Annotated in this window: 13 protein-coding genes; 1 reads left to right on the top strand and 12 read right to left on the bottom strand. The window is 72.3% G+C overall.

Translation table 11 applies throughout. The annotated features are described in order from the left end of the window. Positions 1-39 precede the first annotated feature (39 nt). The 12 genes from OH804_RS08615 to OH804_RS08560 form a co-directional block, all read right to left on the bottom strand. Positions 40-687: a DUF998 domain-containing protein gene (locus OH804_RS08615; protein WP_406064120.1), complete on the bottom strand. Its 648-nt coding sequence runs from the start codon at positions 685-687 to the stop codon at positions 40-42. A 126-nt stretch (positions 688-813) separates the two neighbouring features. Further along, positions 814-4,155, bottom strand: a complete 3,342-nt coding sequence (locus OH804_RS08610) for a S8 family peptidase (protein ID WP_406064118.1) — start codon at positions 4,153-4,155, stop codon at positions 814-816. A gap of 101 nt (positions 4,156-4,256) precedes the next feature. Then, on the bottom strand, positions 4,257-5,249 hold the full coding sequence (locus tag OH804_RS08605) for an LLM class flavin-dependent oxidoreductase (protein WP_406064116.1): 993 nt from the start codon (positions 5,247-5,249) through the stop codon (positions 4,257-4,259). Continuing rightward, a complete protein-coding gene (locus OH804_RS08600; RefSeq protein WP_196923618.1) occupies positions 5,246-5,572 on the bottom strand; it encodes a TIGR04076 family protein in 327 nt (108 codons plus the stop codon). The genes OH804_RS08605 and OH804_RS08600 overlap by 4 nt, the downstream gene beginning before the upstream one ends. Beyond that, positions 5,569-5,943, bottom strand: coding sequence for a nuclear transport factor 2 family protein (locus tag OH804_RS08595; protein ID WP_406064114.1), 375 nt, complete (start codon positions 5,941-5,943; stop codon positions 5,569-5,571). Before OH804_RS08595 ends, OH804_RS08600 begins: the two co-directional genes overlap by 4 nt. 41 nt (positions 5,944-5,984) lie before the next feature. Next, entirely contained in the window at positions 5,985-7,628 is a 1,644-nt protein-coding gene (locus tag OH804_RS08590) for a DUF885 domain-containing protein (RefSeq protein ID WP_406064112.1), read from the bottom strand. Beyond that, positions 7,625-8,863 (bottom strand): amidohydrolase family protein, encoded by a 1,239-nt coding sequence (locus OH804_RS08585; RefSeq protein ID WP_406064110.1) that lies wholly within the window; start codon positions 8,861-8,863, stop codon positions 7,625-7,627. Before OH804_RS08585 ends, OH804_RS08590 begins: the two co-directional genes overlap by 4 nt. Before the next feature lie 8 nt (positions 8,864-8,871). After that, positions 8,872-9,849, bottom strand: coding sequence for an ABC transporter ATP-binding protein (locus OH804_RS08580; RefSeq protein ID WP_307788737.1), 978 nt, complete (start codon positions 9,847-9,849; stop codon positions 8,872-8,874). Continuing rightward, positions 9,846-10,823 carry an ABC transporter ATP-binding protein gene (locus OH804_RS08575; RefSeq protein ID WP_406064107.1) on the bottom strand — a complete coding sequence of 326 codons (978 nt, stop codon included), beginning with the start codon at positions 10,821-10,823 and terminating at the stop codon, positions 9,846-9,848. Before OH804_RS08575 ends, OH804_RS08580 begins: the two co-directional genes overlap by 4 nt. A gap of 1 nt (position 10,824) precedes the next feature. Continuing rightward, positions 10,825-11,724, bottom strand: coding sequence for an ABC transporter permease (locus OH804_RS08570; protein ID WP_406064105.1), 900 nt, complete (start codon positions 11,722-11,724; stop codon positions 10,825-10,827). Beyond that, positions 11,721-12,806: an ABC transporter permease gene (locus OH804_RS08565; protein ID WP_196923625.1), complete on the bottom strand. Its 1,086-nt coding sequence runs from the start codon at positions 12,804-12,806 to the stop codon at positions 11,721-11,723. Before OH804_RS08565 ends, OH804_RS08570 begins: the two co-directional genes overlap by 4 nt. 10 nt (positions 12,807-12,816) lie before the next feature. Beyond that, complete coding sequence (locus OH804_RS08560; RefSeq protein ID WP_406064102.1) at positions 12,817-14,421, bottom strand: ABC transporter substrate-binding protein; 1,605 nt, start codon at positions 14,419-14,421, stop codon at positions 12,817-12,819. Between the two features lie 172 nt (positions 14,422-14,593). Between OH804_RS08560 and OH804_RS08555 the strand changes: the two genes are divergently transcribed. Next, positions 14,594-15,130, top strand: coding sequence for a helix-turn-helix domain-containing protein (locus tag OH804_RS08555; protein ID WP_124772961.1), 537 nt, complete (start codon positions 14,594-14,596; stop codon positions 15,128-15,130). Positions 15,131-15,205: the final 75 nt, after the last annotated feature.

Genomic DNA, 15,205 nt, shown 5'->3' with positions numbered 1-15,205 from the left:
GATGCTGTCACGTGCGTACGACCAGAATCACCTCAGCGGTCAGGCCACTTCGTCGCGTGCTCGCCAGGAGAGCGCCACGAGCCACCCCGAGATGAGCACCGCTCCGACGGCGAAGCGGATGCTCGCACTCCCCTCGCTCCACGGCAGGGCGGTGAGCACGAACGCGACGGCAGCGCTGGTGGCGCTGTAGAGCGCCCAGGTCCGGTCGCCCTGGGCGGCGAACCGTCGAGCGAGCAGCAGGCCGGCCGCGATCAGCGACAGGAACGCCGCCGCGCCGCACACCGTGTGCAGGATGCTGCCGGTGCTGGCCTGCTCGGGCAGTCCCGCCGGGGCGCCGGGTGGCCAGCCGAGCGCGGGATCGGGCACGAAGATCCCGCCGCCGACCATCGCCACCCCGTACACGCCGACAAGCACCGGCACCACAGTGCCGGCCCGGCCCGGTCGCAGCGCCTGCCACAGGCCCAGCGCGAAGGCGACGGCCAGCACGCCGGTGCTCGCGAACGCGACGACCTGCAACCAGCCGAGGTCGCCGAGGGTGAGTGAGCTGACCGCGTGCCGGCGCAGGTCGAAGCCGGATCGGGTGAACGCCTGCCCGAACGACAGGACGGGGAAGAGCAGGCCGGCGACAGTGCCACAGCCCAGCAGCAAACGGGTTCGGCGCAGCGGTGTCTCGGTGACGGTCGTCATGGGCGTGCCTCTCGTTGGCGGCGTCACGGTTCACCGTCACGACGAACGAGGTGGGGCTGGATCGACACCGCGCCAAAAACGGTGGTGCGGCCCGACCGGAGCCGGGCCGCACCACCGCGTTGACGGTCAGCCGGCGTGGTACGCCCGGATGATCGTCTGGTCGATTCCGCTACCGCCGTTGGCGGTGGCCTTCACCCGCAACGACACGGGCTGCCCGGCGGCGGCGGTCGGCAGGGCGACCCGGTAGTTGTCGCCGCTGCCGGTGACCCGGGCCGACGTCCAGGTGGCACCGTCGTTCGTCGAGGTCCAGACCTGGAACGAGGTCACCTTCTGCGTCTTCACACCGTGCGCCTGCCGGACCGCCAACTCGGCCGTTCCGTCGACCGGGTGGTTGTTGTGGTCCATCGGCAGGGCGTAGTCGACAGCGAGCAGCGGCAACGGCACGCTCCCGGTCCCGTCGGGGCCGGCGGACCGGAACGTCCACGAGGTGTTGACCTTCGTCGAGATCGGCAGGATCAGGCTCGTGTCGACGTCGAGGGTCACCCGGTAGTCGGCCATCGACTGCGGGACGGTGAAGTCGCCGTACGGGCCTGACCGCTCGTCGACCAGCTTGCCGTCGCGGTAGACCGACAGCTTGCGCTTCACGCCGATCGTCTCGCCCTGGAGGCAGTCGGCCCGCTGGTGCTGGTCGGTCAGCGACACCAGGTCGAGATGCAGGTTGCCCCGGGTCCGCGACGGCGCGGTGGCGCAGCTCCAGTCGGCACCGGCCGGGTCGTCGTACCAGCCGGAGTGCAGGGGCTGCCGCGCCCAGATCTTGGTCTGCCGGCTGCCCGGCTGGTAGCTGCGGGGTGCCTCGTCGGCGGCCAGCCCGCCGTAGACGCCCTGGTCGGCCCAGAGGATGTCGGGCGAGAGGTAGTCGGTCCGGTACGGCGGCAGGTTCCCCTCGTGGGTCTGGGTCACCCCCACCCCGTCGCGGGTCATGCCGGTACGAACCAGCTGGGTGAACATCTCCGGCGAATCCGTCTGGTGGAACCGCTCGTCGATCCGGGCCAGCTTGGCCTGCTCCGCCTTGCTCACCCGGAAGGCGGGGTCGGCCGGTACGCCGCCCGGGTACTCGTGCACAAGGTTGTAGCGGTACGGGTTGGCGGTGCCGGCCGGCGAGTCCAGGTTGACGGCCCCCCAGGTGCGCCGGGAGCCGACGATGGGCTTGGGCAGCGCTGTGGTGCGGACCGTCGTCGTGGCCCCGTACCCGCTGATCTGGTGCCACCAGGACAGGCCGTTCGGCGCGGTCTGGACGTTCGTGAAGTCGGTCCGGGTGGGCGTGGTGGGCACCCCGTCGACAGTCGCCGTCACCGGCTTGGCCCGCGCCGGGTCGAGCGTCACGCTTCGGGGACCGCGCACGTCCAGGTCGGCCTCGGCGGCGAGGGTCGTCTCCAGCACGTCACTGTCGACGTAGTAGGCGACGGAGGAGCCGAGGATCGCGTACCGGCCGGCCGGCACCCGCAGCGTGAAGGTGTCTCCGGGCGTACCGCCCGCGCCGTCGTGGTAGATCAGCGGGTCGGTGAGGTTGGTGACCATCAGGTTGATCCAGCTCTCCGCGCCGTCCTTCAGGCCCGGCAGCGGCTTCGTCTGGATCGTCAGGTCGTAGCTGGGCTGCTCGACGTGGAAGCTCACCGGGGTCGTCGCGACCAGCTTGCGGCCGGAACGGGCGGTGACGGTGGCCAGGTAGAAGCCCGGCCGGGCGGCCAGCGCGGCACGGTTGACCCGGAGGGTCGCCGCCGCGGTGGCGCCGCGCTTGAGCGTCAGCCGGCTCGTCGAGAGCGACGCCGCGCCGCGCGGCACCGGCTGGCCGTCGTGGTTGACGATCGACACGTCGAGGTCGAGAACAGCCGTCGACTCACCGGTCCAGCTCAGCGTCGTCTCACTCGTCCCCGACTGGGGGTAGGCGAAGGTGCCGAGGTTGACCACCGGCTGGTTGCTGGTCGGGCCGCCGAGGGCCCGGGCCGCGTTGAGCCGGCCGGCCCCGACGGCGTACGGGTCGATGCCGGTGAGCGGGTCGGCGGCACCGACGAGGGCGGCCTTGAGCCGCTCACCGGTCCAGTCCGGGTGGCGCTGGGCGAGCAGCGCGGCGGCGCCCGCCACGTGCGGGCTCGCCATCGAGGTGCCGCTGATCGCCTCGTAGTACCTGTCGATCGGGTCCTGGAGGTTGGTGCCGGCGGCCCGGGCGGCGACGATGTCGACACCGGGGGCGACCAGTTCCGGCTTGGCCACGTTGCTGGTGACCAGCGGCCCGCGGCTGGAGAAGTCGGCGAGCTTGTCGTTGCGGTCGACCGCGCCGACGGTCAGCGCGCTGGCGGCCGAGCCGGGCGAGGAGATGGCGGCGCCGCTGTTGCCGGCGGCGATGACGAAGAGCGTGCCAGTGGACTTACTCAGACCGTCGACGGCGAGCGACAGCGGGTCGTTGCCGTCGTCCGGGTCGCTGCCGCCGAGGCTCATGTTGATGACGTCGGCCCGGGGGGCGGCCCACTCCATGGCGGCGATGATGCCGGAGTCGTCGCCGTAGCCGTGGTCGTCGAGGACCTTGCCGATCACCAGTTTGGCGTCCGGGGCCACGCCGCGACGCTGGCCGTGGGCGGCCGCGCCGGTGCCGGCGATGGTGGACGCGACGTGCGTACCGTGGCCGTTGTGGTCGACGGCGTCGCCGCCCTCGGCGGTGAAGTCGGCCCGTTCGGCGACCCGGCCGACCAGGTCCGGGTGGGTGAAGTCCGCGCCGGTGTCGAGCACCGCGACCCGGACGCCCTTGCCGGTGTAGCCGGCCTTCCAGGCATCTGGCGCGGCGATCTGGCCCAGGTTGCGGTCCAGGCCGGCGGGTCGCCCAGCGTCGGTCAGGGCGGTGGCCCGCACCTTGCGGTCGAGCCAGACCTTCTTCGCCCCGGCGAGCAGCGAGTTGGTCGCGAGCTTCGCGGTGGCCAGGCTCTTCTTGGGTACGCGGCCGGCGACCGCACCGATGCTGGGGAGCGGCAGTACGTCACCGAGCGCGGCCACCCGGGCGGACGCGGTGGCGGGCTGCACGATGAGCGGCAACTCGATGGAGTTGTCGTCGTCGTAGCCGTCGGCGATCAGCGTGGTGACGTCGAACAGGTCGGGGTCGAGCACCGAGCCGAGCTGGGACGCGACGCGGGCGGGGACGACGTGCAGGTGACCGTCGGGGCCGCAGCTCTGGTGGATCACCGCGTTCTCGTCCGCTGGCCGCACCGTTGCCTGCGGGCAGCCCGATCCGGTGTCCCGTACGGTCACCACGTCCCCGGTCAGCAGGGTGACGGTGTGGGTCTTCCCGTCGGCCGAGGCTGCGGGTGCGCCGGTCTGGCCGATGTCGCTGGGGCCGGCTGTGGCCGCGCCGCCCGGTAGGGCGGTCAGCGTCGTGGCCGTGACGGCGACGGCCAACAGCCACCGCGTTTTTCTGAGCATGTCGCTCCTCGTCTAATGTGGACGAACCCGCCTCTTTGGGCGACTCCGGCAAGATCATATGCAGGTGAATGATCTACGGGGAGCCTTCGACGAGGAGGTTTTCACGCCCGTAACAGTGGGAGCACCCGCCGGCCGAGCAGGTCGATGCCGCCGTGCGGCGTCAACCCGTGCGGGGTGCCGAACTCCACCCGGCTCGCCCCGGCGTCGAACACCGCCGCGGCCTGCCCCGCGACGTGCTCGGGCGTGCCGGAGAAGGCGAACAGATCGAGCAGGTCGTCGCCGATCAGCGCGCCGGCGAGGTCGTCCTCCCTGCGGCCGACGTGCTGCTGGATCCGGGCCAGCAGCTCCGGGTCCACCTCGATCGTCGGGTCGAGGGCGGCGACCACCGCCAGATACATGGCCACCTCGCGGCGGGCCACCCGGCGCGCCAGCGCACCGTCCTCGTCGACGACGGTGACCGCGCCGAGCACGACACCCGTGCCGTCCCGGTCCTCGACCGCCGCGTCGTCCAGCCAGGCGCGCATGATCCGGGCCATCGCCGGGTTGGCCGACCCGCCGACCTTGACCTCGCCGGCGAAGCCGGCCGCTGACCGCGCGGTCTGCCGCCCCCAGGTGCCGACGAGGACCGGCACGTCGGCACGGGCCGGCGTGTACCGCAGCGACGTGCCCGGTGCGACTGTGAACTCCGCGCCCTGGAAACCGCTGTCGTCGCCGGCGAGCAGCAGCCGTACGACGGCGACCGTCTCGACGATGCGCCGGATCGGCCGGACCTGCGGCACACCGACCTCGTTGAGCCAGGTGCCCCGGGCCAGGCCGAGGTAGGCCCGGCCCCGCGAGGCCAGGTCCAGTGCGGCCACCTGACCGGCGACCTCCACCGGGTGCAGGGTGAACGGGTTGAGGCACGCCGCGCCCAGGCGGATCCGCCGGGTGTGTCGGGCCGCCACCAGCAGCGGGAAGATCGGCGGTTGGTACATCAGGTCACCGAAGACGGACAGCACGTCGAAGCCGTGTCGCTCGGTCAGTTCGGCCAGCTCGGCGTACTCGTCGGCGGACTTGTCGGACTGTAGGCCGATGCCGACCAGCCCAGCGCTCACGTCAGCTCCTCGGTGGGGATGCGCTGGAGGCCGGTCCGTTCGATGCGCATGATGAGCCGCTCGTCCGGGTCCGGGCAGGCAACGTGGCTGTCGCGGGCCATCCAGTCGCCCTCGGCGAGCGCCCGCTGCTTCGCCGGCAGCAGCGGCAGGCACGCCGCCAGGGCGTAGAGGCAGAAGTGTTTGCCTGCGGGGATGGTGAGCCGGTTGGAGCCGGTCACGTCGAAGTGGTCGCCCGCCTTGAGGCCACACACCGAGCGTCCCTCGATTCGCTCCACCACGACCCGCAGGTCGTACAGGTCGGTGGTCGGTTGCTCGACGCTCATCGCACGGCCTCCGCGTGGTGGTGCACGATGCGCCAGGTGCCATCCTCGCGGCGCAGGACGTCGGTCACCCGGAAACACTCGTCCGGCCGGGTGTCGGCGAAGCGGGCCCGCAGCACGTAGCGGACCAGGCCGGTGTCGCCCCAGGCGTCGGCGCGCAGGTGTTCCGGCGCCACCGAGATCGGCGCCGACCCCGTCGCCCGGGTCGCCCGCCGGTCCCGCAGGTCGTCGAGCGCCGGCAGGCCGGACAGCAGGCCATCGGCGTCGGACTCCCAGAACGTCAGGTCGGGGTGCAGGTACGCGTCGAAGGCGGGCCGGTCGCCGAGGGACCGGTACAGGTCGGTGATGGTGGTGGTGAGGTCATCGGTGGTCATCGGCGGTCACTTCCGATCGGGGGTGTGGCAGTGCGGGGTGTTCACTGCAGGTCGGCCAGGCGGGCGCGGAGCGGATCCAGTCCCATGGGTCCGAGCGCCAACGCGGTGTGGTGGAAGCGTTTCCGATCGAAGGCCGCACCCTCGCGGCGCTCGGCGTCCCGGCGGGCCTGCTGCCACAGCCGCGCGCCGACCTTGAAGGCCAGGGCCTGCGCCGGCCAGCCGAGGTACCTGTCGACCTCGAAGCGCGCGGTCTCGGCGTCCAGACCGGCGACGCGGGTGAGGACGTCCACCGCGAGCGCGGGCGTCCAGCGGCGTTCCTCGGTGAACCCGTTGCCGGCCGGGATCGGCAGCCCGAGGTGCAGACCCAGGTCGATGACCACCCGGGCGGCCCGCCACAGCTGGCCGTCGAGCATGCCGAGCCGCTCGGCCGGGTCGGCGTACAGGCCGATCTCGTCGGCGAGGCGCTCGGCGTAGTGCGCCCACCCCTCGGCGTACCCGTGCACCTGGCAGAGGGTGCGCTGCCACGGGTGCAGGGCGGCGGTGGTGAGGGTGACGGCGTGCTGGAGGTGGTGGCCGGGCAGCCCTTCGTGGCAGAGCGTGCCGACGTGCCGCCACACCGGCACTGTCGACTCGCCAGTGGGCACCGACCACCAGATCGCGCCGGGACGCGTCAACGCCGGGTCGGGAGGCGTGTAGTACATGACCCCGGACGTGGCGGGGCTGATCCGGCACACCACCCGGCGGGTGGCGGACGGAATGTCGAAATGGGTGCCGTCAAGGGCCTGCGTCAGCTGCTCGGTGCGCTGGCGCAACCACTCCTCCAGGGCGGGCCCGGCCGCCACCCGACCGGCCGGGTCGGCGTCCAGGGCCGCCCGCGCGGCGGCCACCCGCGAGTGGCCCAGCTCGCCCGCGACGGACCGCAGCTCGGCGGCGGTGCGGGCCAACTCCGCCCAGCCGTACTCGTACACCTCGTCGAGGTCGACTGTCGCGCCGAGGAAACTGCGGGCGGTGACCCGGTACAGGTCGCCGCCCACACCGTCCACCTCGGACGCGGCGGGCGCCAGCTCGGCGCGGAGGAACGCGGCGAACCCGGCGGTGGCGGCGGTCGCCAGCCGCGCGCCCCGGTGCAGCCGAGCGGCGAGCGGGCCGTCGGGACAGCCGTCCACCAACCGCCCGTAGAAGTCGGCGGTGGCCCAGGAGGTGCACTGGTCGGCGACCACCAGCACCTGGCGGCGGGCGACCAGTTGCCCCCGCTGCGCCGACCGGCGCAGCGTCACGGCGTACCGGTCGAGGGCGTCGGGCACCTGGTGCAGGTGGTCGGCGACCACCGCCCAGTCATCTTCGGTCTGCCGGGGCAGATTGTCGAAGAGCTGCCGGAGCAGGTGCACCGGCGTGGCCAGTGGGGCGAGCAGTCGGGTGGTGAAGCCCGCGTCGTACAGGTCGACCTCACTGGCCAGCCGGTCGACCAGGGCGTCGGCCAGGGACCGCTCGCCGGGGTCGTGCGTGGTCGCCGCGGCGGCGGCCGTCGCGGTGCGTCGGGCCAGCTCCGCGCGGGCGTCGAACCCCTCCGGCGAGAGGTCCGGAACGTGCGACAGGGGTGTACGCCCCACCGCCTCGGCCGCCTGCGGGTCCAGCTCGGCGAGCGCGTCGAGGTACCCGTCGGCGATCCGGGTGATGCTGCTCATCGCGGTACGCCGAGCCGGCCGTGGTCGTCGCGGTACGCCACCCCGCCCTTCATCACCGCGTGCAGGGTGCGCAACGCGGAGACCGAGCGGGTCGGGTCGTCGCGCAGCACCAGCAGGTCGGCGTGCTTGCCGGCCTCAACGGTGCCGAGGGTGTCGGCACGACCCAGCCACTGCGCGGGGCGGGTCGTGGCGGCCTTGAGCGCGTCCGCGACGGGCATCCCCGCGTCCACCATGAACTCCAGTTCGCGGATGGTCGCTGTGGTCTCGTCGTAGCCGGCGTGCGGGGGCATGTCGCTGCCCAGGGCGATCGGCACGCCGTTGCGGATGGCGTGCTGAAGGCTCTCCCAGTGCCGGGGGCCGGCCGCGAGGGCCCGGTCCATCAGCCAGCCGGGCACCCCGGAGTCGCGGAAGAACTGCTCGCACCGGCTCACCACGATCGTCGGCACGTACCAGACACCCCGCTCGGCCATCAGTCGGGTGACGTCGTCGGTCAGCTCGTACCCGTGCTCGACGCAGTCGAGGCCCAGCTCGACAGCACGGCGGACCGAGTCGGCCGGGCCGGCGTGGGCGGTGACCTTGCGCCCCCAGTCGTGCGCGACGCGGATGACCGCTGCCATCTCGTCGTCGAGCAGCTGCGGGGTGTCGATCGCCTCGTGCTGGCCGGCGATCCCGCCGGAGATGCAGACCTTGATCAGGTCGGCGCCGGCGCGGAGCTGTTCGCGGGTGGCCCGACGGAAACCGTCCGCGCCGTCGGCCTCCAGGGCGTCGGCGTCCCAGCCGTGCCCGCCTGTGCAGCAGAGCGCGTGCCCCGCTGTGAAGATGCGCGGGCCGTCGACAGCGCCGGCCTCGATGCCCCTGCGCAGGGCGAAGTCCGCGTACCGGCTCTCCCCGACGAGGCGGGCGGTGGTGACACCGGAGTGCAGGGTGCGCCGGGCCGAGTCGGCCATCAGCAGCACCAGCTCGGCCAGGTTGGCGCCGTGCACCGTGTCGGCGAGGTGGCCCGGCAGCCCCAGCGAGAGGTGGACGTGCATGTTGGTCAGACCCGGCATGACGTGCTCGCCGCCCAGGTCGACCACCCGGGTCGCGCCGGCCTCGGCGAGGACGTCGTCGACCTGACCGACGGCACGGACCATCCCGTCGGCGTCGATCCAGATGCCGCGATCCGGTTGGAGGGCGTCCTGGACACCGTCGTAGAGGGCGAGGTTGACCAGGACCTGTTCGGTGGGCTTGCGCATGGGCGTCCTCAGAGTGAGCGCGCGACGGTCGGGGCCGTGGCGGAGTCGGTGAGCCAGCAGGCGACGCTGCGGCCGCCCAGGTCGACGGTGGGCGGCTGCTCCCCGCAGGGCGCGAACGCGTGCGGGCAACGTGGCCGGAAACGGCACCCGGTGGGCGCATTGGCCGGGTCGGGCACCTCACCGGCGAGGATGGCGGGCAGGCGCGGGGTGGGCCCGATCTGCGGCACCGCGTCGATCAACGCCCGGGTGTACGGGTGGCGGGGCTCGCGCCACAGCTCGCGGGTGGGTGCGGACTCGACGATCCGGCCCAGGTACATCACAGCGGTCACGTCGGCGATCTCGTGCACCAGCGCCAGGTCGTGGGAGATGAAGAGCATGCCCATGTCGAGGTCGCGGACCAGCCCGACGAGCAGGTTGACCACCTGGGCCTGGGACGAGGCGTCCAGCGCGGTCACCGGCTCGTCCGCGATGATCATCCGAGGTTCCGGGGCGAGCGCGCGGGCGATCGCCAGGCGCTGCCGCTGACCGCCGGAGAACTGGTGCGGATACCGCTGGGCGGCGCTGGTGGGCATGGCCACCCGTTCGAGCAGCTCGTGCACCCGGGCTCGGCGGGCCGACCCGGCGACCGCCGCTGGCACGCCGTCGAGGAGTTGGGAACCGATGGTGCGCCGGGGGTTCAGCGAGGCGTACGGGTTCTGGAAGACCATCTGGAGGCCGACCTCGGCGCCGGAGCGGGGTCGCCAGCCCAGCGGGGTGACCGGTCGGCCGGCGTACTCGACGGTGCCGGCGCTCGGTGCGCTGAGCCCGACCGCGACGCGGGCCAGTGTGGATTTTCCGCACCCGGACTCGCCGACCAGCCCGACGATCTGGCCGGGCGACACCTCCAGGCTGACCCCGGCGACGGCCCGCACCCGACCCCGTCCTCGGGAGCGGTACTCGACCTCGACGTCGGTGAAGGACAGTCGCGCGGGCGCTGTGGTGTTCACGCGGCCACCTCCAGGTGCGGACGGACCACGCAGGCCACCGACCGGTCGGCTCCGGCGGGGGTGAGCGGGGGCGGGGCCTCGCCGCAGGACGGTTCGGCGTACCCGCATCGGGGTTGGAACGGGCAGCCGGGCGGCGCCTCGCCGGGTGCCGGCGGGGCGCCCGGGATGGGCCGCAACGTCCCGCCGGTCTGGGTGCCGTGCGGTCGGGCGCCGAGCAACGCGGCCGTGTACGGGTGAGTGGGGGCGGTGAGCAGGCTGCCCGTCGGGCCGGTCTCGACGACCCGCCCGGCGTAGAAGATGTAGCCACGGGTGGTGAGGGCGCTGAGCACCCCGAGGTCGTGGGTGATGAACGCGACGGCCAGCCCGGTCTCGGCGCGCAGCCGTTCCAGCAGGGCGAGGATGCCGGCCTGCACTGTCACGTCGAGGGCGGTCGTCGGTTCGTCGGCGATCAGCAGTCGGGGCCGGGCGGCCAGCGCGATGGCGATGGCCACCCGCTGCCGCATGCCTCCGGAGAACTGGTGCGGGTACGCGCGCAGCGCCCGCTCCGGGTCCGGGATGCGGACCTGGTCGAGCAGCTCCACCGCGCGGCGGCCGGCAGCTCGACGGTCCATCCGCAGGTGCACCCGCATGTGCTCGGTGAGCTGCCGGCCGACGGTGAGCATGGGGTGCAGGGCCGCGCTCGGGTCCTGGAAGACCATGGCGATGCCGGCGCCACGCACCCGCTGCCAGCCCCGGGCGTCCAGGCCCAGCAGTTCGGTGTCGGCGTACCGGGCCGAGCCGCTGACCACCGCCCCCGGGGGCAGCAGACCGAGCAGGGTCTGTGCGGTGAGGCTCTTGCCGCAGCCGCTCTCCCCCGCGATGCCGACCAACTCCCCTTCGTCGACTGTCAACGACACGTCGTGCAGGATCGGCAGTGGGCCACGCGGTGAGGGCAGGGTGACGGCCAGGGAGTCGACGTCGAGCAGCGGTGCCACCTCAGCGTCCCTTCGTGTAACGGGGGTCGAGCCGGTCGCGCAGCGCGTCGCCGAGCACGTTGAAGGCCATCACCACGGTGAGGATGGCGAGGCCGGGAAACACGCTGACCCACCACATCGACAGGTCCTGCGCGCCGAGGGCCACCATCGAGCCCCACTCGGCGGCCGGTGGACGCGGGCCCAGGCCGAGGAACGACAGGGCGGCGAGCAGCAGCACCGCGTTGCCCAGCTCCAGGGTGGCCAGCACGATCGCCGGGCCGATGCTGTTGGGCAGCACGTCGCGGCGCAACGCCCGGACCGGCCCGACGCCGAGCAGGCGGGCGGCGTTGAGGTAGTCGTCGCCGCGCATACTCAGCACGGCGCTGCGGATCACCCGGGCGTAGACCGGCCACGAGACGATCACCAGGGCCAGCACGGCGTTGCGGGTGTTCGGGCCGAACGCCGCCGTCACCGCCATGGCCAGGATGATCTGCGGGAACGCGAACACCAGGTCGGTCAGGCGCATCAGCGCCTCGTCGACGAACCGGCCGACGTAACCGGCGACCAGCCCGAGCAGCCCGCCGACCAGCAGGGCCAACGAGACGATGGCCAGGGCCAGCGGGATGGACAGGCGGGCGCCGTGGACGACCCGGCTGAGGATGTCCCGGCCGAGCGAGTCGGTGCCGAACCAGTGCGCCCCGGAGGGCGACGCGTACGTGTCGGCGCTCTGCGCCAGCGGGTCGTACGGCGCGAGAACGTCGGCGAGCAACGCCAGCAGCAACCATCCACCGAGGATGGTCAACGCCACCACGGTGATCGGCTGACGCCAGACCGGTCGGCCGGCCGAGCCGCCGCGCAGTCGGCCGAGCCAGCGGCGTCGGCCCAGGGCCCGCTCGGCCTTCGGGTCTACAAGTGTCGTCATGACAACCGGATCCTCGGATCGATGAGCCCGTACAGCAGGTCGACGGTCAGGTTGACCAGCGTGTAGACCAGTGCCACGAAGAGGCTGACGCCGAGGATCGCGGGCAGGTCCAGCGCCGTGGCGCTGCGGTACGCGTACTGGCCGACGCCGGGCCAGCCGAAGATGCTCTCGACCAGCACCGTCCCGGAGAGCAGCGAGGCGAACGCCAGGCCGGAGACGGTGACCACCGGGACGAGGCCGGCGCGCAGCAGGTGCCGGCGCAGCACCACCCGGGTCGGCAGGCCCTTGGCGTACGCGGCCCGGATGTAGTCCTGCTGGAGCACCTCGAGCATCGCCGAGCGGACGAAGCGGACCAGCATCGCCACCGTCAGCGAGGTCAGCACGAGCACCGGCAGGGACAGGTGCTGGGCGGCGTCCCAGGCGACGTCCCACTGCCCGGCGAGCGCCCCGTCGACCGTGTACATGCCGGTGACGGTGGGCGGTGGGCTGAAGTCCGTGGAGAGTCGCCCGCCGCTGGGGGCCAGGCCGAGCTGGTAGAAGAAGACGTAGAGCACGACCAGGGACAGCCAGAACGGCGGGGTGGAGAGCCCGAGCAGGGCGCCGACCCGGACCAGTTGGTCGGTGAACCGGCCGTTGCGGACCGCCGCGAGCATGCCGACCCCGGTGCCGATGAGCAGCGCCAGCACCATGCTCGGCAGCGCCAGCTCCAGGGTTGCCGGCACGTAGTGCAGCAGATCGTCCAGGACGGCCCGCCCGGTCTGCTGGGAGTGGCCCAGGTCGCCGTGCAGCAGGTTGCCCAGGTAGTGCAGGTACTGGGCCCAGAGCGGCTGGTCCAGGCCCCACTTCTCGCGGAAGGCGGCCACCGCGGCGGGGTCGTTGAGCGCCTGGTCGGAGAGGTTGGCGGTGACCGGGTCACCGGGGACCACGTTGACCAGACCGAACGTCACCACAGTGACGCCGAGCAGCAGGCCGGCGGTGACCGCCACCCGCTTGGCCAGGAAGGTCAGCAGCGGGTGGGGACCCCGGGGCCGGGACGCGGTCGTGGCGACCGCGCCCGGCTCACCGTCGTGGACTGTCGTCATGTCGTCGGGACTACTTGCGGCCGACCGCGGCGACGTCCACCTGCCAACCAGCGGCGGTGTAGTCCGCCCCGGTCAGGTCGGTGGTCGCCACGACGATGGAGGAGTTGCTGGCCAGCACGAGGTACGGCGAGGACGCGTTCATCAGCCGCTGCCACTCCTGCATGGCGGTGGCCCGGCCGGCCAGGTCGAGGGTCGCGGTGACCTTCTTGCCGGCGGCCACCACGGCCGGGTCGGCCCGCTCGACCGTCCAGCCGGAGCGCAGCGCGGTCGCTTGGCCCGGTGCCATGTTGTTGATCAGTGAGTCGGCGACCGGGTAGTTCAGGCTCTGCGGGGTGAATCCGAGTGGTGACTTCCCGCCGCGCATCTCGTCGAGGAACGTGGTCAGCGGCTGCGGGTTGAGCTCCAGCTTGATGCCGGCCTCGGCGGCGTCGCCCTGCACCTTGGTGGCCACCGTGCCGAGGTCCACACCCTTGTAGGTGATGGCCGGGTAGGTGAACTTCACCGTCGGGTTGGTCAGGCCGGCCTCGGTGAGCAGCGCCTTGGCCTTGGCCACGTCCCGCTTGGACTCCTCGCCGGCCGGCAGCGCGCCCGGGAAGGCGGGCGCGACCAGCCCGGCGCCGGGGGCGGCGCCCTTGCCGTACAGGGCGGCGATGCCCTGGTAGTCGATGGCGGCGCGCAGGGCCTGGTTGAACTTCGGGTTCGAGGTGACCGCCGAGACGCCCGGGTCGGCGTTGAGGAAGAGGAAGTAGACGGTGTCCTGCACGCCGGAGGTCTGCAGGCTGCCCGGCAGTCCGTCGAGGAGCTTGCCGGAGATGTCCAGGGAGATCTCGGCGGCCTCGGCGCGCTGCATTGTCAGCTTCTGGGTCTGCACGTCCATGTTGCGCAGCACCACCCGGGAGAACTGCGGCTTCGTGCCCCAGTACTTCGGGTTGGCCTCCAATACCACCTGCGACGACGGGTCGTAGGACTTCAGCACGTAGGGGCCGCTGCCGACGGAGTTGGTGTCCAGGTACTGCTGCGCGGTGTCGCCCTGGGCGGCGTCGGCGCCGTCGCGGGCACCGTGCTCCTTGGCGATCTTGGAGTTGAGCACCGCTGTCGACGGCATCGACAGCACCACCGGAATGTTCGGGTCGGGGGTGGCCGAGACGACCACGACGGTGCTGTCGTCGGTCTTGGTCACGGTCAGGCCGCTGACGGTGACCGCGGGGCTGCCCTTGATGTTCTTCAGGCGGTTGAGCGAGAAGACGACGTCGTCGGCGGTGAGCGGGGTGCCGTCGGCGAACGTCACGCCCTGCCGGAGCTTGAAGGTGAACGTTGTGGCGTCCGGCGACGCCTGGTACGACTCGGCCAGCGCGGGGACCGGCTTACTGACGTCCGAACCCTTGAAGGTGAGCAGGGTGTCGTAGAGGGCGTGCACGGCGGTCAGACCGGTTGCCTCGTAGACCCGGCCGGGGTCGAGGGTCTTGAGCACGAACGAGGTGTTCACGGTGAGGGTCTTGGCCGTACCGTTCGCGTTTCCACCACTGCCGCCGGCGCTACAGGCGCTGACGGAGAGGACGGCCAGCGTCGCCAGAGCGGACGCCCCGGCGAGGAGCCGGCGGGGAGACACCGACATGCTGTTCCTACCTTCGTATCGCGCGGCCCGCCGTGCGGGATCCGCGAGGCTTCGACGCGACATGGCCTGTTCAGTAAGGTTGAACATCAGCGCCTGATGTTCAGGGATCCTAAACAGGCCCGTATAGTCTGGTCAATCAAGATTCAGTCACACTGTTTTGGAACGAGGACACATGCTCGGTGACCGACTCCGCGACCTGCGTCAGCAGCACTCCCTCACGCTGCGTCAGCTCGCCACAGCCGCCGACGTGTCCCCCGCCCTGCTCAGCCAGATCGAGAACGGCGCGACCGACCCCAGCCTGTCCACCCTGCGGAAGCTCGCCCAGGTCTTCGACACCTCGATCGCGGAACTGTTCTCCGAGCCTGAGGCGCCACCCGTGCACGTCAGCCGCGTCGGCGCCCGGACCAGGCTGGCCGCGCCACCCGGCCAGATCACCTACGAACGACTCACCCCCGGCCGCGGCGACCTGGAGGTGCTCCAGGCCCACCTCGCACCCGGCGACGCCAGCTCCGCCGAGCCGTGGGCGCACCCGTCGACCGAGTGCGCGATCGTCATCACCGGTGAGGTCGTCGCCGAGATCGGCGGAGAGTCGTACACCCTCACCGCCGGCGAGTCGGTCACCTTCGACTCGCGCCTCGCGCACCTCTACCGCAACGCCAGCGACCAGCGTGCCCACCTGATCATCGCGGTGACACCGCCGACTCCCTGACCGGCCACGGTGGACAGCCGAGGGGATCGACGGAACGCCGCGCCGGACCTAGCATGACCACGAATGGATCTTCGA

Origin of the sequence: Micromonospora sp. NBC_00860 (assembly GCF_045207375.1) — a bacterium.
GTDB classification, from domain to species: Bacteria; Actinomycetota; Actinomycetes; order Mycobacteriales; family Micromonosporaceae; genus Micromonospora; species Micromonospora vinacea.
The sequence above is the reverse complement of the archived record's forward strand: the minus strand, read 5'-3'. Positions and strand labels throughout refer to the sequence as shown.

Coding starts and splice junctions, on each gene's coding strand:
- OH804_RS08590 (WP_406064112.1), bottom strand. CDS start 7,628: ATGAGCAGCATCACCCGGATCGCCGACGGGTACCTCGACGCGCTCGCC.
- OH804_RS08565 (WP_196923625.1), bottom strand. CDS start 12,806: ATGACGACAGTCCACGACGGTGAGCCGGGCGCGGTCGCCACGACCGCG.
- OH804_RS08615 (WP_406064120.1), bottom strand. CDS start 687: ATGACGACCGTCACCGAGACACCGCTGCGCCGAACCCGTTTGCTGCTG.
- OH804_RS08595 (WP_406064114.1), bottom strand. CDS start 5,943: ATGACCACCGATGACCTCACCACCACCATCACCGACCTGTACCGGTCC.
- OH804_RS08570 (WP_406064105.1), bottom strand. CDS start 11,724: ATGACGACACTTGTAGACCCGAAGGCCGAGCGGGCCCTGGGCCGACGC.
- OH804_RS08610 (WP_406064118.1), bottom strand. CDS start 4,155: ATGCTCAGAAAAACGCGGTGGCTGTTGGCCGTCGCCGTCACGGCCACG.
- OH804_RS08560 (WP_406064102.1), bottom strand. CDS start 14,421: ATGTCGGTGTCTCCCCGCCGGCTCCTCGCCGGGGCGTCCGCTCTGGCG.
- OH804_RS08555 (WP_124772961.1), top strand. CDS start 14,594: ATGCTCGGTGACCGACTCCGCGACCTGCGTCAGCAGCACTCCCTCACG.
- OH804_RS08600 (WP_196923618.1), bottom strand. CDS start 5,572: ATGAGCGTCGAGCAACCGACCACCGACCTGTACGACCTGCGGGTCGTG.
- OH804_RS08585 (WP_406064110.1), bottom strand. CDS start 8,863: ATGCGCAAGCCCACCGAACAGGTCCTGGTCAACCTCGCCCTCTACGAC.